Origin of the sequence: Mesorhizobium sp. M7A.F.Ca.US.007.01.2.1 (genome assembly GCF_003998165.1) — a bacterium.
GTDB classification, from domain to species: domain Bacteria; phylum Pseudomonadota; class Alphaproteobacteria; order Rhizobiales; family Rhizobiaceae; genus Mesorhizobium; species Mesorhizobium ciceri.
Window position 1 is genome coordinate 1 of sequence record NZ_RZQP01000494.1, and the last position, 951, is coordinate 951.

General features: G+C 61.3%; 2 protein-coding genes. One reads left to right on the top strand and one right to left on the bottom strand.

Annotated elements, in window-relative coordinates; all coding sequences use genetic code 11:
* Positions 1-206 precede the first annotated feature (206 nt).
* Positions 207-458, top strand: coding sequence for a hypothetical protein (locus EN949_RS37000; RefSeq protein WP_224674283.1), 252 nt, complete (start codon positions 207-209; stop codon positions 456-458).
* Positions 459-700: 242 nt separating this feature from the next.
* On the opposite strand, the gene EN949_RS36315 is transcribed toward EN949_RS37000, so the two are convergent.
* Positions 701-951, bottom strand: a 251-nt coding sequence (locus EN949_RS36315) for a hypothetical protein (RefSeq protein ID WP_206535019.1), incomplete at its 5' end; no start/stop codon positions are given.

The following is a 951-nucleotide window of genomic DNA, read 5'->3' on the forward strand; positions in this document are numbered from 1 at the left end:
CTTGCGGACAGTGCGATGAAAGCGGCCGATGAGGCCGGCATCGCCACCGCGGAAATCATTGACGAAGTGCCCAGCGAGTTCGACGTCATCGCCGAAGCCATGGATCACCGCGAAGGCGGCACGCCCCTCGGCACTGATCGGCACCGCTTGACTCGTTCCCGACGCGTTCCCATTTTGGTCTTCCGCAACGGCAGGCTGGTGATCTCATGCGTGGGCGCGTTTTCGTCAAGACGACAATCCCGGACATGGTGCGGCGTTTCGAATTTGCCCATCCCGGCGATGTCGAGCGCATGGGGAATGTTTTCCCGATCTGGAACGGTGCGCCAAGCCCGAGCTATCCGATCATCATCGGCGAAGAGTCGCTCGGGCGGTTATCGAAGCCGCTTTCCAGTTGCAGCACAATTGAATGGTCGGAGTCCACGCATTTCGCCCGGATGTGGATCACACCCTACAGGTGATTGCGGGATCGCGTGAAACTGCTGAAACGGCTTCGCCAGCGCCAACTCGATGACGCTGCCAAGGACCGGCAACGGAACTGCCGCACTTCTGGTAACACACGGTCTGCAGTGGCCACGCGACGCTCGGCGTGCCGGCATTCGTCCAGCGAACAGCTGATACCTGGCCTGTTTGCGGGAGATGTTCGCTGTTATGTCGACTTACGTGGCGAAGGCAGCGGAGAACCGGCGCGGCTTCAACCTCGTCACGCCAGGACTGGAGAGATCAGTCCAAGGCCCCGGCAAATGCTGCGGCATGCCGATTTAGTAACGTGCTTTCGGCAAAGCGGGGCGCCGCTGCCACGAATTGCTGGAAGTAGATCGTTGCGATCCTGGGCGGGCAGATGCGGCGCGCAGGCTTTGAGAGGGGCACCATCAACCGCGAACTTCGCGAGTTCTACAACGCCGATCAGCGCCAGCTTTGGCTGCGATCTGGACAGGGTCAGCGGCCCGGAGG